The organism is Gordonia sp. 852002-50816_SCH5313054-c (assembly GCF_001665925.1).
GTDB lineage: Bacteria > Actinomycetota > Actinomycetes > Mycobacteriales > Mycobacteriaceae > Gordonia > Gordonia jacobaea.
Genome location: NZ_LZTE01000075.1, coordinates 31,888 through 55,322, shown reverse-complemented (window position 1 = coordinate 55,322; position 23,435 = coordinate 31,888). Strand labels below are relative to the sequence as shown.

The 23,435-nt window shown below is 67.0% G+C and carries 23 protein-coding genes and 1 riboswitch; of the genes, 10 read left to right on the top strand and 13 right to left on the bottom strand.

The genetic code is table 11. The annotated features are described in order from the left end of the window. The first annotated feature begins 65 nt into the window (after positions 1-65). Positions 66-1,607 carry an MFS transporter gene (locus A5788_RS19235; RefSeq protein ID WP_049698063.1) on the top strand — a complete coding sequence of 514 codons (1,542 nt, stop codon included), beginning with the start codon at positions 66-68 and terminating at the stop codon, positions 1,605-1,607. Here A5788_RS19235 and A5788_RS19230 read toward each other — a convergent pair. Next, entirely contained in the window at positions 1,604-3,949 is a 2,346-nt protein-coding gene (locus A5788_RS19230; protein ID WP_049697801.1) for a helicase-associated domain-containing protein, read from the bottom strand. The genes A5788_RS19235 and A5788_RS19230 overlap by 4 nt on opposite strands. Positions 3,950-4,017: 68 nt before the next feature. Here A5788_RS19230 and A5788_RS19225 point away from each other — a divergent pair, with 68 nt between their 5' ends. From A5788_RS19225 to A5788_RS19210, 4 genes are read left to right on the top strand one after another with little or no spacing between them, the layout of a single operon-like run. Continuing rightward, complete coding sequence (locus tag A5788_RS19225; protein WP_053117369.1) at positions 4,018-4,221, top strand: hypothetical protein; 204 nt, start codon at positions 4,018-4,020, stop codon at positions 4,219-4,221. An 18-nt stretch (positions 4,222-4,239) separates the two neighbouring features. After that, positions 4,240-4,776, top strand: coding sequence for a cyclic pyranopterin monophosphate synthase MoaC (gene moaC, locus A5788_RS19220; protein ID WP_049697803.1), 537 nt, complete (start codon positions 4,240-4,242; stop codon positions 4,774-4,776). Further along, positions 4,769-5,266 carry a MogA/MoaB family molybdenum cofactor biosynthesis protein gene (locus tag A5788_RS19215; protein ID WP_049697804.1) on the top strand — a complete coding sequence of 166 codons (498 nt, stop codon included), beginning with the start codon at positions 4,769-4,771 and terminating at the stop codon, positions 5,264-5,266. The genes moaC and A5788_RS19215 overlap by 8 nt, the downstream gene beginning before the upstream one ends. Then, positions 5,263-5,706: a molybdenum cofactor biosynthesis protein MoaE gene (locus A5788_RS19210; protein WP_049697805.1), complete on the top strand. Its 444-nt coding sequence runs from the start codon at positions 5,263-5,265 to the stop codon at positions 5,704-5,706. Before A5788_RS19215 ends, A5788_RS19210 begins: the two co-directional genes overlap by 4 nt. A gap of 122 nt (positions 5,707-5,828) precedes the next feature. On the opposite strand, the gene A5788_RS19205 is transcribed toward A5788_RS19210, so the two are convergent. From A5788_RS19205 to A5788_RS19185, 5 genes are all read right to left on the bottom strand, one after another. After that, positions 5,829-6,476 (bottom strand): transglycosylase family protein, encoded by a 648-nt coding sequence (locus tag A5788_RS19205; protein ID WP_049697806.1) that lies wholly within the window; start codon positions 6,474-6,476, stop codon positions 5,829-5,831. Positions 6,477-6,483: 7 nt separating this feature from the next. Beyond that, positions 6,484-6,664, bottom strand: a riboswitch (cyclic di-AMP (ydaO/yuaA leader). A gap of 259 nt (positions 6,665-6,923) precedes the next feature. Next, a complete protein-coding gene (locus tag A5788_RS19200) occupies positions 6,924-7,172 on the bottom strand; it encodes a MoaD/ThiS family protein (RefSeq protein WP_049698064.1) in 249 nt (82 codons plus the stop codon). Positions 7,173-7,180: 8 nt separating this feature from the next. After that, on the bottom strand, positions 7,181-8,269 hold the full coding sequence (gene moaA, locus A5788_RS19195) for a GTP 3',8-cyclase MoaA (protein ID WP_049697807.1): 1,089 nt from the start codon (positions 8,267-8,269) through the stop codon (positions 7,181-7,183). Beyond that, positions 8,266-8,829 carry a flavin reductase family protein gene (locus A5788_RS19190; protein ID WP_049697808.1) on the bottom strand — a complete coding sequence of 188 codons (564 nt, stop codon included), beginning with the start codon at positions 8,827-8,829 and terminating at the stop codon, positions 8,266-8,268. The genes moaA and A5788_RS19190 overlap by 4 nt, the downstream gene beginning before the upstream one ends. Next, on the bottom strand, positions 8,826-9,035 hold the full coding sequence (locus A5788_RS19185) for a hypothetical protein (RefSeq protein ID WP_049697809.1): 210 nt from the start codon (positions 9,033-9,035) through the stop codon (positions 8,826-8,828). The genes A5788_RS19190 and A5788_RS19185 overlap by 4 nt, the downstream gene beginning before the upstream one ends. Positions 9,036-9,275: 240 nt before the next feature. On the opposite strand from A5788_RS19185, the gene A5788_RS24460 reads away from it, so the two are divergent. Next, positions 9,276-9,695 carry a cold-shock protein gene (locus A5788_RS24460; RefSeq protein ID WP_049697810.1) on the top strand — a complete coding sequence of 140 codons (420 nt, stop codon included), beginning with the start codon at positions 9,276-9,278 and terminating at the stop codon, positions 9,693-9,695. Between the two features lie 9 nt (positions 9,696-9,704). On the opposite strand, the gene A5788_RS19175 is transcribed toward A5788_RS24460, so the two are convergent. Both A5788_RS19175 and A5788_RS19170 read right to left on the bottom strand, forming a co-directional pair. Continuing rightward, positions 9,705-10,307 (bottom strand): DUF2771 family protein, encoded by a 603-nt coding sequence (locus tag A5788_RS19175; RefSeq protein WP_049697811.1) that lies wholly within the window; start codon positions 10,305-10,307, stop codon positions 9,705-9,707. Between the two features lie 3 nt (positions 10,308-10,310). Continuing rightward, complete coding sequence (locus A5788_RS19170; RefSeq protein WP_442902907.1) at positions 10,311-12,248, bottom strand: MFS transporter; 1,938 nt, start codon at positions 12,246-12,248, stop codon at positions 10,311-10,313. A gap of 119 nt (positions 12,249-12,367) precedes the next feature. Between A5788_RS19170 and A5788_RS19165 the strand changes: the two genes are divergently transcribed. Beyond that, positions 12,368-13,108, top strand: coding sequence for a DUF3027 domain-containing protein (locus A5788_RS19165; protein ID WP_049697812.1), 741 nt, complete (start codon positions 12,368-12,370; stop codon positions 13,106-13,108). A gap of 12 nt (positions 13,109-13,120) precedes the next feature. Beyond that, positions 13,121-15,958 (top strand): sacsin N-terminal ATP-binding-like domain-containing protein, encoded by a 2,838-nt coding sequence (locus A5788_RS19160; protein WP_064870635.1) that lies wholly within the window; start codon positions 13,121-13,123, stop codon positions 15,956-15,958. Here A5788_RS19160 and A5788_RS19155 read toward each other — a convergent pair. Beyond that, positions 15,955-16,539 carry a TetR/AcrR family transcriptional regulator gene (locus A5788_RS19155; RefSeq protein ID WP_049697814.1) on the bottom strand — a complete coding sequence of 195 codons (585 nt, stop codon included), beginning with the start codon at positions 16,537-16,539 and terminating at the stop codon, positions 15,955-15,957. The genes A5788_RS19160 and A5788_RS19155 overlap by 4 nt on opposite strands. A 124-nt stretch (positions 16,540-16,663) precedes the next feature. Between A5788_RS19155 and A5788_RS19150 the strand changes: the two genes are divergently transcribed. Both A5788_RS19150 and A5788_RS19145 read left to right on the top strand, forming a co-directional pair. Further along, on the top strand, positions 16,664-17,818 hold the full coding sequence (locus A5788_RS19150) for an acyl-CoA dehydrogenase family protein (protein WP_049697815.1): 1,155 nt from the start codon (positions 16,664-16,666) through the stop codon (positions 17,816-17,818). 122 nt (positions 17,819-17,940) lie between these two features. Continuing rightward, on the top strand, positions 17,941-18,534 hold the full coding sequence (locus A5788_RS19145) for a phosphatase PAP2 family protein (protein ID WP_049697816.1): 594 nt from the start codon (positions 17,941-17,943) through the stop codon (positions 18,532-18,534). 55 nt (positions 18,535-18,589) lie between these two features. On the opposite strand, the gene A5788_RS19140 is transcribed toward A5788_RS19145, so the two are convergent. Genes A5788_RS19140 through A5788_RS19125 form a run of 4 tightly spaced genes read right to left on the bottom strand, consistent with a single transcriptional unit; the run spans position 18,590 to position 23,410 of the window. After that, positions 18,590-19,267, bottom strand: coding sequence for a TetR/AcrR family transcriptional regulator (locus A5788_RS19140; RefSeq protein WP_049698066.1), 678 nt, complete (start codon positions 19,265-19,267; stop codon positions 18,590-18,592). 51 nt (positions 19,268-19,318) lie between these two features. After that, on the bottom strand, positions 19,319-20,464 hold the full coding sequence (locus A5788_RS19135; protein WP_049697817.1) for an acyl-CoA dehydrogenase family protein: 1,146 nt from the start codon (positions 20,462-20,464) through the stop codon (positions 19,319-19,321). Positions 20,465-20,477: 13 nt separating this feature from the next. Then, positions 20,478-21,698, bottom strand: a complete 1,221-nt coding sequence (locus A5788_RS19130; RefSeq protein ID WP_064870634.1) for an acyl-CoA dehydrogenase family protein — start codon at positions 21,696-21,698, stop codon at positions 20,478-20,480. After that, a complete protein-coding gene (locus A5788_RS19125) occupies positions 21,695-23,410 on the bottom strand; it encodes a class I adenylate-forming enzyme family protein (protein WP_064870633.1) in 1,716 nt (571 codons plus the stop codon). The genes A5788_RS19130 and A5788_RS19125 overlap by 4 nt, the downstream gene beginning before the upstream one ends. Between the last annotated feature and the right edge of the window lie 25 nt (positions 23,411-23,435).

Below are 23,435 nucleotides of genomic sequence, written 5' to 3'. Positions count from 1 at the left end.
AGTAAGCGGAGCAAACCTCCGGATATGTTCGCGGTACTACGACGCAAGTGGGGATCTCACTCTTCATGTCAACTTCCGAGAAGCCATCTTCTGGGTCGCCAGCTTCCGAAAAGCCGACTCTGGCCGCCGAGCCCGACCCGCGCCGGTGGAAGGCCCTGGTCTTCATCTGCATCGCGCAGTTGATGGTCGTGCTCGACGGCACGGTGGTCCAGATCGCCCTGCCCGACGCCAAGGTCGACCTCGGCATCAGTACGGCCAATCAGCAGTGGGTCATCACCGCGTATGCGCTGGCATTCGGCGGACTGCTGCTCTTCGGTGGTCGCATCGCCGACCTGTGGGGGCGTCGGCGAGCACTGATGGTCGGGTTGGTCGGATTCGCACTCGCCTCGGCGCTCGGCGGCGCCGCGCTGAACCAGAGCATGCTCTTCGGTGCCCGCGCGCTGCAGGGCGCGTTCGGTGCGCTCCTGGCGCCGGCGGCACTGTCACTGCTGACCGTGATGTTCACAGCGCCCAAAGAGCGGGCAAAGGCGTTCGGCATCTTCGGCGCGATCGCCGGCGGTGGAGCAGCGGTGGGACTGCTGCTCGGCGGCCTGTTGACCCAGGTCCTCGACTGGCGCTGGACCATGTACATCAATGTGGTGTTCGCCGCGATCGCACTGTTCGGGGCGATCGTCGAGATCAAGGAGCCGCCCCGCGCCACCGACCACACGCCGGGCCTCGACATCCTCGGCGTGATTCTCGGCGGTAGCGGACTCGCCCTCGTTGTGTACGGCTTCAGCCGCGCCGCCGAAGAGGGCTGGGGCGACACCGGCACCGTCATCTGTCTGATCGCGGCGGTGGTGTTGCTGGTGGCGTTCGTCGCGTGGCAGGCGCGCAGCCCACACCCGCTGCTGCCGTTGCGCGTCGTCGCCAACCGCGCACGCGGTGGGGCATACCTCAGCGTCGCGCTCGCGGTGGTCGCGATGTTCGGGTCGTTCCTCTTCTTGACGCTGTATATGCAAGTGGTGCACCACTATTCGCCGCTGAGCGCGGGCGTGGCGTTCCTCCCGATGGTCGGCGGCATGCTGGTCGGGTCGACGCAGATCGCAGCCCGGCTCATCACGCGGGTACCGCCGAGATACCTACTCGTGCCGGGTGCACTGCTCGCCGCGTGCGGGATGTTGCTGCTCAGTCAGATCTCGGCCGAGTCGACGCGGTACTGGACCGTGATCTTCCCGGCGCTGTTCCTGCTCGGCATGGGTATGGGCACGGTGTTCATGACGTCGATCAACCTGGCCACCTACGGCGTCGAACCGCGGGATGCCGGCGTGGCGTCGGCCATGGTCAACACCTCGCAGCAGGTCGGCGGCGCCATCGGCACCGCGCTGCTGAACACGATCGCCGCGACGGCGGCGGCGTCGTACGTGACCAGCCACATGGCGTCGGTTCGCGGACCCGCCGACGCGCAATCGCTGCAGGCGGAGGCGATGGTGCACGGGCAGAGCATCGGCTTCTACGTCGCGGCGGCGATCCTGGTTGGCGTGGCGCTGGTCGCCGGTTTGCTCATCGACGTCAAACGGCCGATCGGTGAGGCACACGGCGCCGAGACAGAGACGGCGCTGGCCTAGCTGTCGAGCAACTCGACGCTGGTGACGCGGTGCAGGGTGAAGTGCTGCTCGTCGTCTGAGCCCTCTTCGGTGCCGACGAGTTGTCCGGCACCGAGCAGCCGGGGTGTGACGACGTGTCTGCTGGCCGAGCCGTGGGCGTCGACGTAGCCGACGAGTAGACGTCGGTTCGCACGAAGCGCCAATTGGATGAGGGCAGTGGTGGATTCGCCACCGCCGACGGCGCGTACCGGTGCGGCGTCGGATTTTCCGGGAGTCGCCGGGGTTGCCCGCGTCGCCCTGTCGTGGGAGCGCATGCGGCTCACCACCGATTGCAGCTGTTCCGGGGTCGGTGTCGAGCGTCGGGGTGTCGGGCGTCGACGCCCCCGTCCCGACGACACGCGACTACCGCGCTCGCGCAAGTCGACGAGCGAGCCGGATGAATCCTCGCCCGCGGGAGCAAATCCCGCGTCCCGGAGTCGGTCGATGACCGTGCGAACCTCCGACGGCGAGATCGCTACCGTCGGTGCGAGTGCGCGCAGTGCGAGGTGTTCGGCTGCGTCGCTACGCAATACGGCGGCGAGCATCGTCGGGTCCTCGCATCGGATGAACGACGACGCGATGCCGACGCGGAGCTGCCCGTGCTTACGTGCAACGTCTTCGATCAGATAGGTCAGCGACTGCGGAACCGGCGTCGACGAATGGGCGGTGAACATCGTGAGCAGTTCGCTGCTGGTCTTGCCCGCGTCGAGAGCTCGTCGGACGCTCGCCTCCGAGACGCGATACACCGATGCGGCGCCGCCGGATTCGAGGTCGGCGACCAACTCGACCTGGTCGCTGAGCTCCGGGGTCATCGGGCCGGGAACGGTGAGCGTGAGGTCGGCCTGGGTCAGGAAGTGGTCGACGGGTTCTGGCAGCGCCTTACGCATCGCGGCGAGCACCTGCGAGTCGACGGCCTCGGGGTCGGTGTCCGACAACGCGACTCGACCGATCGAGGTCAGTGACTGATGTGCGATCACTCCGAGGCTCTGTGCCTCGGCAAGCGTTTCGCCGACGACGCGCGGGGAGAGTCGACGTATCCGATGCGGATGTCGCCAGGCGAGTGATGCGGTGACCGTATCGATGGAAAACGGTGTGGCACCGTCGAGTTCGGTGAGCAGGTCGAGGATGAGATGACGCTGCACGGGCGCGGTCGCGTCGTAGAGCTCCGACGAGAGCGCTGGATACGCGTTGCCGTCGCGGTCGGGTTCGCCGACCTGCCACGCGCGTCGCGGCATCGACAGCCACGCGTCGAGCAGTGTGGCCCACTGCCTTTCGGGTGCCGAGTGCAGCCAGGTATCGGCCGACGACGTCGGTGCGAACGCCTGCTCACCCCGATCTCCCGCCGGTGGGGGATCGGGAAACCCGACGTCGATGAGACGTGCGTGGCCCAGGAGTTCGACGAGGAACGAGACGCGTTTCTGGTCCAGCCCGGTTACCTTTGCGAGCCTGCGCAATTCGCGGACACCTAGCGCACCTGAGCGCAGCACCGCTGCGGGTGCCCGTCCCAGCACGTCGAGCAGCGCCGTGGTGTGGCGGATGAGTTCGAGCGCCTCACCACCTGCGGCGGCGTCGACGGCTTTGGCGCCGAACCGCAGTGACGCGTGTTCGTCGGCGAGGCCTGGGGGCGCGAGAGTGTCTGTGTGCAGCGGAGGTTCGCCGCGGATGAGCGCTGCGACCATCGGCGGTAGTTCGACGGTCTGGTCGTCGATACGTGCGAGGAGGCCGAGCGCGATGAGCCGAGCGACCGGACTGTCCGGATCTGCACCGGGTGCTGCGTCCCGACTTCGTCCGAGCGCGGGGCCTCGCGACAGTGTCGTCAGCAGATCGCGCTGGCGCTCGTCAATGCCGTCGATCAGCTTCTGCACGTCGTCGGGCGTCAGGTGGGCGAGAGGGCCGGTGAGGTGCAGCGCTTTCCACGGCAGGGCCGAGGCGAGGTGTGCGCCCGCGGTGAGTGAATCGGCGACGCCCCAGAACACCGCGCGACGTCGTAGATCGTCGATGCGTCGGGTGATCTCGGCGGACTCGGCACGGTTCGACAGCGCTTTCACGAGGGTATCGGCGTCGACGTTGGCGGGTACCCGCGCGACGCCCGGACCGGTGGAGAGCGCGATGAACTGCTCGATCACCGCCAGCGTCAGCAGATCGAGTTCCTCACCCACGAGCGCGATCGACGCCGCGGCGAGCGCACGCTGAGCGAGCACCGAGGTCCCCTGCGGCGGCGGGGAGGCGAGGTCGGGGCGAAGCGACAGCAGATCGCGCAGGTCGTCGTCGGTGCGCGCGGCCAGATCGTCGGCCAGGCCGATCCGCTGGTCGTCCGTGCTCATTCGATCAAGTCTAGTGGTCGAACCAAAACAGCAGGCGAGTCGTCGGACAGCGGGTGGCATGGCACAATATGCCCGTGGCTGAGAAGGAAAAGAAGAACCATTACGTCGACAACGGCTGGCCTCGTCATGACGACGGCAGCGTCCCCGACCACGCGGTCTCGGAGTTCGCGGCGGAGATCCCCGGTGCACTCTCGCCGTTCGGCGATGTCGAGTTCCCGCTGCCTGCTGACAAGGTCAACTACGTCCAACCGAAGACCGTCGTCAATCGCTGACGACGTGACGTCGACCTGATGCCTCCCCGGCACGCGAGCGGCCAAGACGAGACGTCGAATCCCTCTCGTCTTTCGCACCTCGACTCGACGGGTGCTGCGCGGATGGTCGACGTCGGCGACAAGACCACGACACGACGACGCGCTGTCGCCGCAGGTACCTTTCACACGACCACCGAGGTCATCGACCTACTGCGCGATTCCGCGCTGCCCAAGGGCGACGTTTTGGCCACCGCCCGCATCGCAGGAATCATGGCGGCCAAACGCACCGACGCACTCATTCCGCTGTGCCACCAGTTGGCGCTGTCGGCGGTCGACGTCGACTTCACCGTCGCCGACGATCACATCGACATCGTGGCCACCGTCGAGACAGCCGGGAAGACCGGCGTCGAGATGGAAGCGCTCACGGCGGTCGCAATCGCAGGACTGACCCTGCACGACATGACCAAGGCCGTCGATCGACGCGCCAGCACGGGGGAGATCCGACTTCTCGAGAAGTCGGGCGGCCGGTCGGGAACCTGGACTCGCGCCCGAGCGACAGACGAGAAAAATGACTGACGAGAAGCTCGTGGCCCGCGTCGTCGTGGCGTCGACACGCGCAAGCCGCGGCCTCTACGTCGACCGCAGCGGCCCGATCATCGCGGAGTGGCTCACCGCCCGCGGATTCGTCGTCGACGAGGTCGACGTCGTCGCAGATGGCGCACCGGTCGGCGACGCGATCCGCGCCGGGATCTACGCCTCCGACGCGCTCGTGATCACCACGGGCGGAACGGGTCTCACCCCCACCGACCGCACCCCGGAGGAGACGCGAGCATTGCTCGACGTCGAGATCCCGGGTCTTGCCGACGCGATTCGCAGCTCGGGACTTCCGACGGTGCCCACGGCGATCCTCTCGCGCGGTGTCGCAGGCGTGGCCGGCCGCACGCTCGTCATCAACCTGCCGGGGTCGACCGGCGGAGTCCGCGACGGTCTCGACGTACTCGACGGCGTCCTCGACCACGCGCTCGACCAGCTCCGCGGTGGCGATCACCCGCGGAGCGACGAATGACCGTGCGAGTCGTGAAGGCCGCTCTCGCCGCCGACCCCATCGACCTTCCATCTCACGAACAACTCGTCACCGACGCCGCTGCAGGCTCGGCCGGCGCGGTCGTCGGGTTCGCGGGCGCAGTGCGCAATCACGACGGAGATCACGCGTCGGCGGTAACCAAGCTGTCGTACTCGTCGCATCCGAGCGCACCCGAGGTGCTCGCCGAGGTGGTCGACGAGGTGTCGGCGTCGGTCGCGGGAGTTCGCGCGGTGGCCGTGTCGCATCGCGTGGGCGAACTCGACGTCGGCGACGTGGCTTTCGTCGTCGCCGTGGCGGCCGACCATCGGGCGCCCGCATTCGAGCTGTGCGCGCGCCTCGTCGACGAGGTCAAGGCCCGCCTGCCCGTGTGGAAGCACCAGGTGTTCGCCGACGGTTCCGACGAATGGGTCGGCTCGGCCTAGAGATTGGAAGTCGGCTCCGCCTAGAGATTGGAAAAGGACCCCGCACGGCCGTTATGGCGTCGTGCGGGGCCCTTCGTCTCGGGGTCCGGCGGTCAGTGCAGCCGGGACTCGGGCGAGATCGCTCAGGGGAGCGGGATCAGGCCCTTGTTCTGGTTGTAGATCTTCAGCTGGTCCGGGGTGAGCTGGTAGCCGCTGTCCTTGGCTGCCTTCCAGAGGTTCTTGACCTCGGGGCTGACGTTGGCGGCGTCGAGCGCGCCGTCGACCTGGCCCTTGACGTCATCGGTGCTCTTGGCCTCGGGAGTCTTCTCCAGCGGGGTCTGCGGCTGCGCCTCGGGCTTCACCTCAGGCTTGGGGGCCTGCAGCGGCTTGGGCGAGTCGGTGGGAGCGGTGCGCGGGGTCGAGCCCGACAGTCCGGTGCCACACACCGGCCATGCGCCCTTGCCCTGCGATGCCAGCACGCGCTCTGCAACGGCGATCTGCTGCTCCTTGGAGGCCTGATCGGCGCTCGGTGCGTATGCGGTGCCACCGTGGCCCGCCCAGGTGCTCGGGCTGAACTGCAGTCCGCCCTGGTAGCCGTTTCCGGTGTTGATGGCCCAGTTGCCGCCGGACTCGCACTGTGCGACCTGGTCCCACTCGGAGTCGGAGGCTGCGTGCGCTGAACCGGTGCCGAGCAGAGCGGCTCCGCCGCCGAGCACTGCGCCGGTGAGGGCGACCTTCGCGAAGGTCTTGGTGGTCGTGTTGGTCGTCGACTTGCGATGACGTCCGGCCATGAGTTTTCTTTCCTCTCTCCACGCGCCTACGAAGTCAGCTGTCGGGTTCGAACGAGAGGTTGCTCGGTCCGTGGTCGCCGTGGCGGCCGGTGGACTTAACCCCAAGGGCATCCGGGTCTGGATGTCCGTATCTCCGTCGGAGATGTTGGGTCCCCCGTCCTCGTTCCTGAGTTTGTTGTTCGTCATTCGATCGGGGGAACGAGGCTTGGCGCGCCCGGTCGAATGTTGTGTTCTTTTGGCTGTCCTGTGATCTCCCTGGAGGAGACTGTTCGTACAGTACGACGGATGCGCCGCTGAATCACCCTCGTCCGCAAGTTGTTTTTTGGGCTGCGCGTGGGACTTTGGACCCAATTCCGTCGTCATCGCTGCTCAACCCGACGATGGTCGGTTCGTGTCCATCCCGTTATCGGCTCGTTATGTGACTAAGGTCACATGGCCTCGGACGCCTCAGCCGCCGGCAAATGGCGGTAGAACGTCGATCGTCTCGCAGTCGCCGAGAGGCGTCGTGCGGTCGCAGACGGCGATCGCGTCCCGCAGATATGAGCACCGGGCGAGCACGCGCGTGAGGTCGGGGTGGTCGACAACCAGGGCGCGTTCGAGGTCGCCGAGCGTCGCGTCGGCCGGCACGTCGATCTCGGTCAGATCGGTGCCCGCGGCGGCACGTGCGGCCGCGAAGAACCGAACGGTCAGCGTCATCGAGTCGCTCACCCTCCGATGGCCGACATCGGGCGGTCGGGTTGACGAAAGTCCGTGGTGTTCACCGCATGTCCCGCAGCCTTGTGCCACATGTCACCCCGCCAGCGTCGCGCGATCTCGGCGTCGAGGGCGGTTTCGCTGAGCCCACCGCGCAGCGCGGGCATCAGTGACGTCTCGGCGTCGGCGAACAAGCAGTTGCGCAGGGCGCCGTCGGCGGTCAGTCGGGTGCGGTCGCAGTCGCCGCAGAATGGCCGCGTCACCGACGCGATCACCCCGACGCGGGCTGTCTGTCCCGTCGGGTCGGTGTGCCCCCGCACGAGCCACGTGGCCGCCGGTGCCCCGCCGCGCGGGCGGGGATCGGGGTCGAGTTCGAAGGTCCGACGCAGCGTCGTGAGGATCTCGTCCGCCGTGACCATCGCGCCGCGGTCCCACCGGTGATCGGCGTCGAGCGGCATCTGTTCGATGATGCGCAGCTGGTAGCCCTCGCCGAGGCAGAACCGCAGCAGGTCCGGTAGGCCCGCGAGGTCGTCACGGTTCGGCACGACCGCGTTGACCTTGACCGGCTGGAGTCCCGCGTCGCGGGCTGCGGCGAGCCCGTCAAGCACGTTCGAGAGCCGGTCACGGCGAGTGATCTGCGCGAAGCGGGCGGGGTCGATGGTGTCGAGTGAGACGTTGATGCGGTGCAGGCCTGCGTCGGCGAGTGCCTGTGCGCGGTGTCGCAGCCCCAGACCGTTGGTGGTCAGAGCGAGTTCCGGCGCTTCGGGCATGTTCGACGCCGCGGCGATCAATTCCTCGAGGTCGCGGCGCAGCAGCGGTTCGCCGCCGGTGAAGCGGATGCGTCGGATACCGAGGTCGCGCACGGCGACGGTGAGCACCCGCACGAACTCGTCGGTGGTCAACAGATCCTCGGACGGCAACCAGTCCAGACCTTCGGCAGGCATGCAGTAGGTACACCGCAGATTGCAGCGGTCGGTCACCGATACCCGCAGATCAGAGGCAACGCGACCGAACGTGTCGATCAATGGCCCCGACGACGGCGCGTCGTCGTCGCGTACGGAGCGCGGGGTGATCGGAAGTCCGAGGTCGATGATGCTCATGTCGGCCCGGTCGTCGTCGGTTGCAGTCGCGGGCGTGCTTCGAGCGCACGGAACGTGCTGGCGTGAAAGACGAGCGGTTCGACGTCCGGATCGCAGTCGAGTGCGTCTATCTGCAGCAACACGACGGTGTGATCGCCCGCGGGTACCTCGCTGTGAATGTGGCAGGACAGTTGCGCCGCGGAGTCGGGCAAAAACAGCGCGCCGTCGTCTGTGGCCCGCGGGGTGGTGCCGTCGAATCGATGTTCAGCGGGCCCGGCGAGTTGACGACACAGCGCCGACTGCGTGTGCGAGAACACGCTCACGCCGAGCGCGGGTGCCTCGCGCAGCCGCGGCCACGTCGTCGAGGTGTTCTGTACGCAGACCGAGACCAGTGGGGGGTCGAGTGAGACTGTCGTGAACGCCGACGCCGCCATGCCGAGCGGGGCGTCGGCGGTGCCGAGGCAACACACCGCGACAACTCCGGTGGGAAAGCAGCTGTATGCACGCTTGAGTGCGCCGGGCTCGGACACCGGCGACAGAGCACCGAACGCACTGCGGCTCGCGTCGCCCTGACTCGTCATTTCACGCGCCGCCCGGAGCGGAGCGCGTAGACGATGCCGAGGAGGAAACCGATCGGAGTGCACATCGCCAGCAGGTAGACCCATGTGGGAGCGGTACCGCCATCATCGACGGCAGGCATCACGAACAGCGCGATCAGCGCGACAATTCCGACGCCGAACACGATCCCCGCGAGGACGAGAAGAGCCGTGGACGATTTCTTCTGCATACCTCAACGGTAGAACACATTCGAGAGTCGCTGCTCCGGACCGAATGTGAGGTGACTGTGCAGCAGGCCATTGGCTAGAATGGTGGGTAACCAGGCGCCCTGCTCATCTGATTGTCGTGGGTTGGGCGTCTTTTGCTGTGACAGGGCAACTGTTGTGAACGAGAAGCCAGTTGTTACGGCAAGACCCGCTGCGGTAGATGACCGCGGTGGTGAGACCGAGCGAAGATGAGGGTGAGCACAGTGCCGACCGGCAAGGTGAAGTGGTACGACGCGGAGAAGGGCTTCGGCTTTCTTGCTCAGGAGAGCGGGGAGGACGTCTATGTCCGCTCGTCCGCGCTGCCCGAAGGCGTCGAGGCTCTCAAGCCAGGCCAGCGCGTCGAATTCGGCATGGCTGCCGGTCGTCGTGGGCCGCAGGCACTGACCGTGACCGTGCTCGAACCCGCCCCGAGCGTCGCGAAGAACACCCGCGGGGCCGCGCGCAAGGAACAGCAGGCCAAGCGGCACAGCCCCGACGAGTTGCACGGCATGGTCGCCGACCTCATCACGCTGCTCGAGGGCAAGGTGCAGCCCGACCTGCGCAAGGGGCGCTACCCGGATCGCAAGACGGCGCAGCGCATTTCTGAGGTCGTGCGGGCCGTCGCCCGCGAACTCGACGCCTGACCCGACCCGCTATCCCGTTGCCGACGGTTCCTCGACACGCTCGCTTGGCGCGCTCGGGTTCTGCGGCGACGGCTGCTTGACGCGAAATCCGTCCGGGGTGGTGTTCAGTGCGAGCACCCCGCGCGCAACCTGGAACTGGCCGTCGACGACGACCGCAGACAGCGGCTGCACCTCGATGTTGACGAGCACCCGATCGGGCCGTGACGGCAGTTCGAGGGTGAAGGCCGATCCGCTCGTCTTGTACTCGGGCGTCGGGTCGGGGTTGATGATCACTCCGTTGCGGTCGGCGTAGAGCAGGTAGAGCAGCCACGGGTGGTCGGAAATGTTCTCCGACACCGACAGCATGGCGCTCTGCCCGATGGGCAACGGAGCGTGTTGGCCGCGCAGCGCCTGGTCCTGGTCGGCTGTGCAGTTCTGCATCAGTACGTCGCACCATTCAGTCGGCTTCACGGTGATGAGTTGGTCGTCGATTGCGACGTGCAGATATCCGCGCTCGTCATGATGCTTGCCGACGACCAGAGCGCTCACGATGCCGCCGACCACGCCCGTGAACACCACCGCCACGATCGCGATGATCGCGACTGCCTTCTTCTCACCGCTGTTGAATTGCACGGTTCAATGATGGCCTGTGCCGTGACCGCTCGGGTGGACAGGTCCGTGTGGCGGTCTGCTCGGCTGCGGCCGGGTGGGCGCTTCCGATGGTCTCGGGTGGGCTGTTTCGGGTCGCTCACCAGCGCGGAAAGCCCGCTCGGTCGGGTGGGTGAATCGCGTGGTGTCGGCGGCGGCGAACGAGACGGTCGGAGCCGCCTGGTCGGGACGGTGGCCTCCGAAGCCGGGAACCAGCGTCGACCCGCGAGTGGTCATCACGGTCTGCGCCAACCCGAGGCCGAGGAGCACGGCGACGACGGTGAACCCGATCCACAGCTTCGGCGGAAGCAGCACGCCCAGCGCGGCGCCGAATACCCAGCACAGCTGTAAGACGGTCTCTGAGCGGCCGAAGGCGGATGCTCGGGAACGTTCGGGAAGGTCGTCCTGGATCGATGAATCGAGGCACACCTTGCCGATCGCGCTGGTCCCGGATGCGACGAAGCCGGCGACCACCGCGAGCAGGACGTTGCCGAAGATCGCGGCGAGCACTGCGACGACGAAGCAGGCGGCGGTCGCCCACACGATCACCTTCGGGGGATTCTTCAGCTCCAGCCGAGTCCCGACCCCGTTGCCGATCGCGTTGCCGACCCCGGCTGCCGCGCCGACCGCGCCGAGCAGGGCGAGTTGCATCCACCCGCTGTGCGAGCCCTGCGACTTGGCGTAGAACGCGATGTAGAGCGTCATGAAGCCGGTGAGGATGCGGATCGTCCCGTTGCCCCACAGACCAGCGACGACGGTCCGGCCCAGCGGCTGCCGCATGGTCTTGGCGATCTCGCGTGCTCCGCGCCTTGCGCGAGAGGTGCGCCCCGAACCCGACCCGGCCTCGGGTTGATGCGGCTCGTGGTAGGTCAGGCTGGTCGGCACCTCGCCCTCGGTGACCTCGACCCACGACGGAATGCGCAGGCACAGGTAGGCGCCGACCACCGAGATGATCGCCAGCCACACCATCGCACCCGGGATATGGATCGGAAGCGCTCTGGCCAGCACCACCTCGAACAGCGCGGCGACCGCACCACCGATGATCGTCCCGCCGATCAGCCCGAACGTCGTGAGTCGGGAGTTGACGCGCGGAAGGTCGATGCTCGGTGGCACCACACGTGGCGTCACCGCCGACTTCAGCACCCCGAACGATTTGGAGAGCACCAGCAAACCCAGTGCGCACGGGTAGAGCACCCAAGGGTCGTACTGCAGTTGCTGCGTGGCGGGGTTCCAGGCGACGTTGCTGATGATGAGCAGCGCGAGCACGGTACGCAGGCCGAACGTCGTGGCCATCGCGATGCGTCGACCGTGTTGGAGACGGTCGAGCATGGGCCCGATCACCGGGGCGATCAGCGCGAAGGGAGCGATCGTCAGCGCCAGATACAGCGCGACGTTCGTCTTCGACTCGCCGGTCGCGGCCGCGAAGAACAGCGTGTTGGCCAGTGCGACGGCCATCGCGGCGTCGACCGCGAAGTTGGCGATCACCGGCAGGGTCAGCGCCGTCAGCCCCGACTTGTCGGCGCCGTCGGCCGTCGCGGCCTGATAGATCTTGTCGACGCCGCGCCCGGTCAGTTCGCGTCCGCGCATCGCGGCCACGCGCATGACCGTGATCTTCTTCGGACCCTTGGCCGACGCAGCGGACGCGGAGTCGTCGGGCATCGCGCGCGTGGCGCCGACGGTCGGCGACTCGTCGAGGGGAGGCAGGTGCGGATTGTGCGTACGGGGCGGCAGGTAGGCCTCGCCGACGGATGCGTGGGCACGACCGCGTTGCCGACCGTCGCCCGCGGGATAGTTCGCGCTGCCCGGGTGGGCCGCTGGGCGTCGTCGGCTGTACTCGTCGATGCGCGAGGTCTCGCTCTCGGGTACTGGCGTTGTCGGGGGGTCGTCGTTCGATCGGCCCCCGTCGGCCCGCCTCCATCGGATCACCCGATCAATTGTTCCTCATCGGTGTGACTGTGTGGCGCAACCGTCGATCGTGTGGGGCGCCACAGCGCGTCGAGGTGGGCGGTTGGCCTGGCGCGGCGTCGATATTGCACACTGGAACAGTGATCGCAGTGACCGGAAACCAGCTCCTGCTCGACGCCGTCGAGTCGGCTCGCTCAGCGCTCGAAGCCGACGGGGAGCATCCGGGCGACCACCGCGCCGCCATCGCGGAGGGGGAGTGGGCCGTCGCCCACTACTTCGACTCCGACATCCCCGGCTACCAGGGGTGGCAGTGGTGTGTCGTCGTCGCGGGCTCCCCGAACAGCGACGAGGTGACGATCAGCGAGACCGCGCTCCTACCCGCCGACGGTGCGCTGCTCGCGCCCGACTGGCTGCCGTGGTCGCAGCGCGTCGAGTCGGGCGATCTGCATCCCGGCGATGTGCTCGCCGCCGAGGACGACGACCCGCGCCTGGTGCCCAACCAGATCGACACCGGCGACGAGTTCCTCGCCGATGACGACGACGTCGCGCAGGTGGCGGGCGAACTCGGACTCGGCCGACGACGCGTACTCAGCCGCGAGGGACGTGACGACGCCGCGCAACGCTGGTACGACGGCGACTTCGGTCCCGAGTCGGAAATGGCTCAGGCCGCACCGTTCTCGTGCGGGACCTGCGGCTTCTACATTCCCCTCTCCGGCGCGCTGCGGGCTGCGTTCGGCGCGTGCGCCAACGAACTCGCCGCAGACGGCCGCGTGGTGTCGGCCGAGTACGGCTGCGGCGCACACTCCGACGTCGAGCCGCATCGGGGCGAGGGATCGCCCGCGTACGAGGCATTCGACGACGGCGTGCTCGAGATCGTCTGAGAACGGCCGACCCTGACGACCGACCGGCGCGACAACGACGACCCGTTCGGGACGGGGCGCCTGCGCGCAGCCACCCTCGATGCCTGGCGCTCGTCGCCGACCCGGCTGGTCGAAGACAGCAACGCCGAGGACGACCTGGTCACCGTCGGCTACCGCGACCGACTGTTCACCGAGCTCGCAGTCAACGCCGCAGACGCGGCAGCCGTCTCGAAATCGCCTGCGCGCATAGCCGTCTGGCTCGACGACCGCGAACTGCACGTCGCCAACACTGGTGCTCCGCTGAGCGCAGATGGCGTGCGTTCGCTTGTTGCGCTGCGGGCATCGGCGAAATCCGACGACACCGCCGCAGGTGTGATCGGCCGCTACGGTGTCGGCTTCACGGCCACCGCCACCGTCGCCGACCACGTCGAGATCCGCTCGACGACGGGCTCCATCCGCTTTGACCGTGCCGATACCGTTGCCGCGGTGCGGAATTCGGGCATTTCGCTGCGCGACGACGCGTCGGTTCCGTTGCTGCGCCTGGCGTGGCCCGTCGACACTGCGCCCGCTGCCGACTTCGACACCGACGTCCTGCTGGGGTTGACGCCGGACGTCGACGCGCAAGCGCTGCTTTCCGACATCGCGGCGCAGGCGCCCGATCTACTGCTCTCGCTCGAGGCCGTTGAGTCGATCACGCTGCCGGACAGGAGTTTTCGGATAGAGCGGACGGAGTTCGACGCTGCAGAGGAAGACGGCGCGCAGCTTGGCCCAGACAGTAGTGCTCGACGGCTGCGCGTGTTCGTCGACGCCGACGGTGCCGAGCGGGTGTACGCCTCGTGGCTCGAGGTGACACACACGCGCGACGGAGTTGTGAACCGTTGGCTCGCACCGCAGTCCGATGCAGCTGTGGCCGCTCGTCCGGTGCGGGGAGTGCTGTACGCGCCGACGGCGACCGACATCGAGCTCGGGCTGCCCGCCAGAATCATCACATCGCTGCCGCCGACGCCGGACCGACGTCGACTCCTTCCCGACGTCGACATAGCCTCTGCCGCAGCTGGTTACGCAGACTTGTTGCGCATCGTCGAACCGTCCGATCGGCTCGCCCTGCTACCCGCGTCGCATCGGATCGCGGGACTCGACGACGCGCGGCTCACCGAGGCCGTCGTCGACGAGGTGCGCGACGCACCGTGGCTGCCCGCGGCCGAAGGTCCCGACCTCGTGCCGTCCCGTGCGACGCTTCTCGTCGGACTGACAGACGAACTCGCTGACGTACTCGGTGATCTGTTCGCCGACCTCGTGCACCCCGACCTCTCGACGTCCAGCTCGCTTGTCGCGCTCGAACGCCTGGGGGTTACGCCGATCGGGCTTGCGGCCCTTGCAGACCGGCTCGTCGGGGTCGACCGGCCCGCGTCCTGGTGGCAGCGGCTCTACGCCGCGCTCGCGCCGCTCGTTCCGACGGCGCGCGAGGTCGAGGAGCTGGCTGCGCTGCCGGTCCCGCGTGCGGACGGTCGCATGAACATCGGCGCGCGTGGGCTCTCCGTTGTCGCGACGTCGCGGCCACTGCGGTGGATTCGCACCGTCGATCCGGACGCCGACCATCCGCTCCTCGAACGTCTTGGCGTGCAACGGCTCTCGGTGGCGGAGGCGCTTGCCGACGACGGGCTGCGCGCACTCGTCGAGGATGAGGAGGCGGTCGACGACGAGGACGCAATCGACGACGAGGACTCGACACTTCTCGATGAGATCGTCGAACTGCTCGTCGCGGACCCCGCCGCGGACGCACCGGAGTGGTTGTCGCGCATGACGTTACCCGCCGACGGCGAGTGGCGCAGCGCCGACGAACTACTGCTGCCGAACGCCCCGCTGCTCTCCGTGCTCGTCGACGACCATCCGTTCGGCATCGTCGACGACGAGCTGGTGGCGCGTGTCGGCGTCGACGTGCTGCGCAGGATCGGCGTCGGGTGGGGTTTCACGACCGTCTCCGACGAGTTCCCGACCGCGCCGGATCACGACCTCCCCGACGAGGAGCTCTGGTGGGACGGCCTCGCCGATCTTCCCGAAACCCTCACCGCGGTGCGCGATCTCGATCTCGTCGACGACGAGCGCTGGCCCGAGGCCCTGACGCTCCTCGCTCGCGACGAGTCGCTCGAATCGGTGCTGGCCGACCGCCAGGGCTACACGGCGTGGTGGTTGCGTCATCACGCGGAGATCGACGGGCACGCGCTCGGCTGGTACCGCGCGCCGTCGGAGTCGGCGCTGGCAGGAGTCCGCGACGTCCTCGACCACCCGTACGCCGACTCGCTCGCCGCGGCGCTCGGCGGCAGCGACGTCGAATCGGTCGCCGACGCCGACACCCTGCTGCACAACCTCGCCGATCCGGCGCGCGAAGTATCGGCCGGCGCGGCGTCGACGACCTACGCCGCGATCGTGCGTGCGTGCCGACACGGGATCGTCGAACCGATGGATCTCGCTGTGCCCGAACGTGTTCGCGCGGTGTCGGGCAGAGCGGTCACCGACGCGATGGTGATCGATCGCCCGTGGCACGTGCAGGTCGTCGACGCCGACGCGATGGTGGTGTTCGCGAGCGCTAACGCAGACGACGCCGCTCTGCTCGCCGACATTCTCGACGTTCCGACCTCGTCGGAGGTCCTCAGCGCCGTCGTCGCTTCGGAGGGAGAGCCGTCGACCGCTGCAGACACCGACGCGGTGCTCTTCACCGCGCTCAGCGGGCGCGCAGTGGACGGCGAAGTCAGAGTCCACGACGACCTGGTTGTCACCGTGGCCCGCGACGGTGAGAGCGTCGACGTGTCCCTCGACTGGTGGGTCGACGACCGGGGCATCACTCACCTTCGACGCCGCACGCGGCGCTAACCTCGGTCGACGTCGATCCCGCGCATGAGTATGGACGCGAGCTGCCGGTAGGCCTGCGCGTCGTCGAGGCCGGTGTGTGCTTCGACGTCTCGTCGTTGGATGCGACTCATCATCGTCGCCGCGAGGTCGCCCGCGAAAGCGGCGTCGACGTCACGGAATTCGCCCGCGGCCACGCCTGCGGCGATCAGTTCGCGCACGCGTGCGGCGGCTGCTGCGGTGTTCTGCTCGTAGAGCTCGCGCGTCGGTGCGAAGGCGTGCAGGTCTGCCATGAACTGCGCGGACGCCGGCGAGAGCGCGTCGCCCACCGCGATCAGATACTCGACGACGGCGTCGCGCGACGTCGCGGCGTCGGCAACTCGCGACTCGACCTGTTCGGTCGCCGTGCGGAAGAAATGGGTGACCGTCTTGGTGACGAGCTGTTCCTTGCTGCCGGCCAGGGTGTAGAGCGTCGAGCGTGAACAGTGCAGGCGCGCTGCGAGGTCGGCGATCTGGAGGTGTGCGAAGCCGTCGGCGAGCATCAGCGCGAGCAGGCCGTCGAACAACTCGGTTCGACGCCGCGTCGCGAGCTCGGCTCGGGTCATCGGTCACCTCCTGGGCTGTGGCGGGAGCATTGCATTCTCGCTCGAATAGTACTAGGAAGAGTACCTGAGTACTATTAGCTGTAGGCACTGTTCGCAGTCCAGATCACGCACCATCGGAGGATTCATGCCCGTCGACCGTCTCCTGCCCACCGACGAGGCCCGTGATCTGATCGCGCTGACCAGGGACTTCGCCGACAAGAAGTTCCTACCCATCGTCGACGAGTACGAGAAGGCCGAGCGGTATCCAGACGGCCTGTTCGCCGAGATGGGCGAGGCAGGACTCCTCGGACTGCCCTATCCCGAGGAGTGGGGAGGCGGCGGCCAACCCTACGAGGTGTACCTGCAGGTGCTCGAAGAACTCGGCGCGCGCTGGGCGTCGGTTGCCGTCGCGACCAGCGTGCACGGCCTCGCCTGCCACCCGTTGTTCACCTTCGGCACCGACGAGCAGAAGCAGCAGTGGCTCCCGGATCTGTTGGAGGGCAAGCTGATCGGCGCGTACAGCCTGTCGGAGCCGCAAGCCGGATCCGACGCCGCTGCACTCACCTGCAAAGCCGCGTCCGCCGAGGGCGGATACTCCGTCACCGGCGCCAAGGCGTGGATCACCCACGGCGGCATCGCCGACGTCTACAACCTGTTCGCGCGGACGGGCGAAGGCTCCAAGGGCATATCGTGCTTCCTCGTTCCCCGCGACACCGCAGGCCTCTCGTTCGGAAAACCCGAAGAGAAGATGGGCCTTGCCGCGGTGCCCACCACCTCGGCGCACTACGACGACGCCTTCATCGAGGAGGGACGTCGACTCGGCGCCGAGGGCCAGGGACTCCAGATCGCTTTCTCTGCACTGGATTCCGGCCGACTCGGCATCGCGGCCGTCGCCACCGGCCTCGCACAGGCAGCACTCGACGCCGCCGTCGACTACGCACACGAACGAACCACGTTCGGCCGCAAGATCATCGACCATCAGGGCATCGGCTTCCTACTCGCCGACATGGCCGCCGCCGTCGACTCCGCCCGCGCAACCTACCTCGACGCCGCGCGACGTCGCGATGCGGGACAACAGTATTCGCGCGCCGCTGCCACCGCCAAGCTGATCGCCACCGACGCCGCCATGAAGGTCACCACCGACGCCGTCCAGGTGCTCGGCGGCTACGGCTACACCCGCGACTTCCGCGTCGAGCGGTTCATGCGCGAAGCCAAGATCACCCAGATCTTCGAGGGCACCAACCAGATCCAGCGCCTCGTCATCAGCCGCGCCCTCGCCGCCACGCAGCCCACTGCGTGAGGCGTCCGGCCCACCTCTAAATGTGTGTCCTACGTAAAGATGTGTGCGCTGCAGCACCCACTTCCTTCAACACGACACACATTCACCGCTGATCGACGGGCATCGTCGGTAGTGTGGCGAGAATGATCGTGCAGATCACCGACGTCGACCAGCACATCACAACGTGGGTGGTCGACCACCGAACCGCGCCACTGACGGGCCTCGCGCACGTCGTCACGGTGTTCGGCAACACGATCACCCTCTGGATCGTCGCGACACTCGTCGTGATCGCACTCGCCGCCCGCAAGCACGTGACCGAGGCCGTCTACGTCGGGTTGGGTTCACTCCTCGGAGCGTCGTTGATGGTGATCCTCAAACATCTCGTCAGGCGTGAGAGGCCCCCGCGCGACGACCGGCTCCTCCACATCGAGAGCTACTCGTTTCCCTCGGGCCACTCGATGATGACGATGGTCGTCTACGGACTCATCGCCATCGCGGCGTACCGGGTGATTCCGTGGGTGCGCGCGCATCCCTGGACGCTGGTGCTCGCGCCGGTGATATCGATCCTCGTCGGCCTGACCCGCATCTACCTCGGCGTCCACTGGACCACCGACGTCCTCGCCGGCTGGCTGTTCGGCGCCGTGTGGGTAGGGCTGTGCACCTGGGTGCTGTCGCTCTGGCTGTCCTCGCGCGGCCGATCCGACCGCCCCGTGGCCGAGCCATCGGACTCCGCCTAGTCGGTCGAGCTTGTCGAGACCACCCCACCGCTGGTCGAGCTTGTCGAGACCACCCCTACAGCGCGGCCAGGTACCCGCCGAGCCGATCTTCGACGACCAGCGCCGGCAGCGCGAACCGCAGCTGTGCCGTCGCGTACTCGTCGATCGTCAGCGCAGGCGCGAAATGCCAGTGCTTGAGCGCCCACCCGTGCGCGAGCATCATCAGATCGAACACCGCGAGGTCGACGTCGACGTCCGCCTTCATCGACCCGTTCTCGATTGCTGCAGTGATCGCGTCGCGCATCGGCGCCGACGTCTCCACCTCGAGTTGCTTGATCTGGTCCCGACCCTCGGCGTCGAGCGTGCGGCTCTCCCGATACGTCAGCACGACGGCATCGCGATTCTCGTCGACGATCCGCGCGTACTGCCGGAAACCGGCGATGAGTTGTTCGACGGGGTCGTCGCCCGCGAGGTCCATCGCTGGTTGCAACTGATCGCGGAACTTCTCCAGGATGTCGACGATCGCGGCGAGGAGGATGTCCTCCTTCGACCCGAAATACTTGTAGAACAATCCGACGCTGACCTGCGCCTCGTCGGCCAGCGCCTGCATCGACATCTGGTGAAACCCGGTGCGCTCCATGACGGCGACGGCGGCGTCGAGCAACTGTCGTCGACGTGACGAGACCCGGACCGCACGCACCGCATCTTCGACGGCCAGATCCGACGTCGAGCGTGCGGTTGCGGATTTCGCCACGAGTACTCCTCTTGCATCGAACGGTGAATCGCCGTTCATCACTGTAGCTGCTCAGATCCCCAGATCTTTGGCGACGATGGTCTTCATGATCTCCGACGTCCCGCCGTAGATGGTCTGGATACGCGCGTCGACGAATGCTCGTGCCACCGGATACTCCCGCATGTAGCCGTATCCGCCATGCAGTTGCAGGCACCGGTCGGCGGTCCGGACCTGTAGTTCGGTTGCCCACCACTTCAGCCGCGCCGCCCGTGCAGCGCTCAGTTCTCCCCGGACGTGTTCTGCGATGCAGTCGTCGAGGAACGTCCGTGCGATGTCGAGTTCGGTTGCGAGCTCGGCCAAGACGAACTGGGTGTTCTGGAACGACGCGATCGGCGAACCGAACGCCGTGCGCTCCTTCACGTACTCCAGGGTGCGGGCGAAAACACCCTCGGCGGCAGCGATGGCTCCCACGGACAGCGAGAGTCGTTCCTGCGGAAGGTTTCTCACCAGTTGGTAGAAGCCCTCGCCCTCCTCTCCGAGTCGGTTCGCCACCGGTACCCGCATATCGTGAAAGGAGAGCTCGCTGGTGTCCTGTGCGTGCAGCCCGATCTTGTCGAGATTGCGGCCACGCTCGAAACCCGGTGTGGCAGCGTCGACGACGAGCAGGGTGAGTCCCTTGTGCTTGTCCGCACTCGTCCTCGTCGCGACGACGAACAGGTCGCCGTTGCGGCCGTTGGAGATGAACGTCTTCGACCCGTTGACCACGTAGTGATCACCGTCGCGCACCGCCGACGTGGTGATGCCGGTAAGGTCGCTGCCCGCCCCCGGCTCCGTCATCGCGATGCCGAGCACGGTCTCACCGCTGACGACGCCTGGTAGCCAGCGCGCCTTCTGCTCGGCGGTGGTCAGCTCGGTGAGGTAGGGAAGTACGACGTCGTTTTGCAGTGAGAACGCGATCGCTTCGGCAGCCGCGCCGGTGCGTGCGATCTCGTCGATCAGGATTGCGTTGTACCGGAAGTCGTCGACGCCTGGCCCGTCGAACTGCTCGTCGACCTCGAATCCGATCAGCCCGTTCTTGCCCGCCTCGGTGAACAGGCTGCGATCCCATTGGCCTGCGGTTTCCGAGTTCTCGTGCGAGGGAGTGATCTGCTCGGCGACGAATCGTGCTGCGGTGTCGCGGAATTGCTTGTGCTCGATGTCGTGGGTGAGTGCGCTCATGGGGAGTCTCCGTTCAGCGGAAGGCGTTCTGGCCGGTGAAGGCCTGGCCGAGGACGAGTTGGTGCATCTCTGGGGTGCCCTCGTAGGTGAGCACCGATTCGAGGTTCACCATGTGACGGATCACCGGATATTCGAGCGAGATGCCGTTGCCGCCCAATATGGTTCGCGCCGTGCGACAGATCTCGATGGCCTCACGGGTGTTGTTGAGTTTGCCGAAGCTGACCTGGTCGGGACGCAGCCCGACCGAATCCTTCAGGCGTCCGAGGTGGTAGGCCAGCAACTGGCCCTTCTGCAGTTCGACGGCCATGTCGGCGAGCTTCGCCTGTGTCAGTTGGAATCCTGCGATCGGCTTGCCGAATTGTGTTCGCTGCGTGGCATACTCGAGTGCTGCCGCCCAGGCGGTGCGAGCCGCACCGATCGATCCCCAGATGATTCCGTACCTGGCCTCGGTGAGACTCGAGAGCGGCCCTTTGATTCCCTTGCCCTTGTGCAGGTCGTCGTTCCCGGGCATCAGCGCATCCGCCGGTAGCCGCACGTTGTCCAGCACGATCTCACCGGTGGTCGACGCCCGCAGCGACGCCTTGTGCTTGATCTCCGGCGTCGAAACACCCGGTGTGTCGGTGGGCACGATGAAGCCACGCACACCCACGCCGCCGTCGGGGAGGTCGGTCTGCGCCCAGACGACGGCCACGTCGGCGATGGGGGCGTTGGTGATCCACATCTTGCGGCCGTCGAGTATCCAGTCGTCGCCGTCGCGCCTGGCGCGCGTCTTCATCGACGCGGGGTCTGATCCGGCGTCGGGTTCGGTCAGGCCGAAACAGCCGACGGTGGTGCCCTCGGCCATGGACGGCAGCCACTGCGTCTTTTGTTCTTCGCTGCCGTTGTTGTAGATCGAGAACATCGCGAGCGAACCCTGCACCGAGACCATCGACCGGATGCCCGAGTCGCACGCCTCGAGTTCGAGGCTTGCCAGCCCGTAATGTACCGACGACGCTCCGCCGCAGCCGTATCCGTCGAGATGCATACCGAGAACGCCGAGCTGACCGAACTGCTTGAACAGCTCGCGCGCTATCGGGCTTCCGCCCTCCTCGAACCAGTCGGCGATGTACGGGGTCACGTGGTCGGCGAGAAATCCGCGGACCGAATCGCGTACGGCCAGTTCGTCGTCGGAGTATCCGAGATCCAGGTTGAGGGGGTCGAGTGCGGAAAACTTCGTGCTGGCGATGGTGCTCATCGGGCGGCTCCGTTGGTGGTCGACGTTGTGAGGGTTGCGGGGGCATCGAATTCGCCTGCCGACATCTCGGCGGCAGCGGATGTGGTTGCCCGGTAATGGAGTTTCTTGCCGGTCGCGGAAACAGGTAGCGACTCGACGATGCGATAGGCGCGTGGACGTTTGAACTGCGAGAGCATCGGATGCTCGCGGCAGAAGTCGTCGAGTTCCTCCGGGGACGGGTGGGCGCCGTCGACGGGCACGATGTAGGCGACGACGACTTGACCCCACCGATCGTCGGGAACCCCGACGACGAGCGAATCCGCGACTGCGGGATGGCCGTTGAGGGCCTCCTCGACCTGTACCGGATGCACGTTCTCGCCGCCGGAGATCAGCATGTCGTCCTTACGTCCGACGATCGTGACGAACTCGTCGGCGTCCCAGGTGGCGAGATCACCGATGTGCAGCCAGCTACCGTTGTACTTCGCCTTCTCCTGCTGAGGTGAATCAAAGTACGCTGCAGCACATTTCGGTGAACGGATGATCACTTCACCGACCTCGTCGCCGTTTCGTGCGACGACGTCGTCCGGGTCGGCCAGCCGTCCGTCGTCGCGGACATGGACCACGCGCACGTCGTCGTCGAGGCAGGCACGCCCCGCGGTTCCGGCGTGCGCTGGCAGGTCCGTGGGGCGCAGGAAGGTGTTCCAGAAGCCTTCGGTGCTGCCGTATCCGTTGAAGATCCTGGGGGTGAGTACCCGCTGATAGAGCAGTGCTGCGTCGCGTTCGAGGGGAGCGCCCATGGTGACGATGCCGTTCAGGCTGGATAGGTCGCGCGGACGACGTTGCTGCTCGGCAGCGAGCATCGCGAGGTTGGTCGGTGCGCCGATGAGGAATGTCAGTCCGTAGCGTTCGACCCAGTCGAGTGTCGTCGCCGCGTCGAACACACGCATCGGCACCAGCGACGATCCGAGGTAGAACGTGGGATTGGGTCCGGCGCAATAGAGTCCGCCCCGGTGGAACCACGGGGTCATGTTCAGCGTGCGATCCTCCGGCGAGAGCGGGAAGTGCATGATCACGTCGTGCGCCGAGAAGATCTCGATCGCGCTGTTCATCGGCACCGCTTTGGGCATGCCGGTGGTGCCGGAGGTGTAGAGCCGGGTGGTCTCGTCGAAAACGCCGCGGGTTGTCCGCGGTGCAGGAGCGTCGGCCGGCAGGTCGGTGAATCGGATCGACCGCGGACCGTCGACGAGAGTGCCTGTGCCCACGCCGATCAGGACCTCTGGGGTGTGCTCCGCGCGCTCGATTGCCGTCGACACCATGTCGGTGAGCTCGGTGTCGTAGATGTAGACCGACGGCCTGCTCACGTCGAGGATGACCGCCGTCTCGCCTGCGGCCAACCGGAAGTTCATCGGTGATCCGACGGCGCCTACTGCCTGGGTGGCGAGGTAGAGCTGCGCGAACTCGGGACCGTTGAACAACTGATATCCGACGACGTCGCCGTCGCCGACACCGTGGGCCGCGAGGCCTGCGGCCAACGAGTCCACGGCGGCGCCGAGCTCTGCGTACGTCCACTCGGTATCGGTGGTCGGGTCGATCATCGCGGTGGTTTGTGCGTATCGGGAAACGTTGCGGCGGAAGCCGTTCAGATACGTGAACTCGTGCTCAAAGAACGAGCGATACTGTGCTGCGTCGTAGACGTACGGTGTTGCGGCGTCGTGACTGTCGAGGGTGCTCATGATGATCTCCAGTGACCTCGGGGTT